General features: G+C 50.2%; 1 protein-coding gene. It reads left to right on the forward strand.

Annotation, left to right across the window (positions count from 1 at the left end):
* Positions 1 to 72: 72 nt before the first annotated feature.
* On the forward strand, positions 73 to 482 hold a 410-nt coding region (locus ACTHUT_RS21765), incomplete at its 3' end, for an outer membrane protein assembly factor BamE (protein ID WP_440419894.1).

The raw sequence follows: 482 nt of genomic DNA on the forward strand, positions 1-482 counted from the left end.
GGCAAACTCGCTGCCGGCACTAACAGGCCGTCTGAAAAGCTCGGCTGGTAAAATCAATAAAAGGATTATCAAATGAAAACAATCGCAAAAGTGGGCTTTGCCCTGCTGGCTACCGGCCTGCTGGCCGCCTGTGTTACTAAGAGCAAAATCACTCCTGAAGGCACTACCGACGCGCCTCGCTTCCATAAACCTTACTCCCTGACCTTCAACAAAGACCGCGGTACATTCCCGCCTTTTGACGAGCTGGATCAAATGCGTCCCGGCCTGACCAAAGACGACATCTACAAAACCCTCGGCCGCCCTCACTACGAAGAAGGCACGGTCGGCGTGCGTGAATGGGACTACCTGTTCCACTTATACACCACGGGCGTAGGCGTTAAACATGAAAACACTTACGGCGTTGAAGGCATAACTACTTACCAATACAAAGTCATCTTAGACAAAAACAAATTTGCACGCAGCTTCTTCTGGAATCCAGTATT

It is taken from the genome of Neisseria sp. P0022.S010 (genome assembly GCF_051956635.1).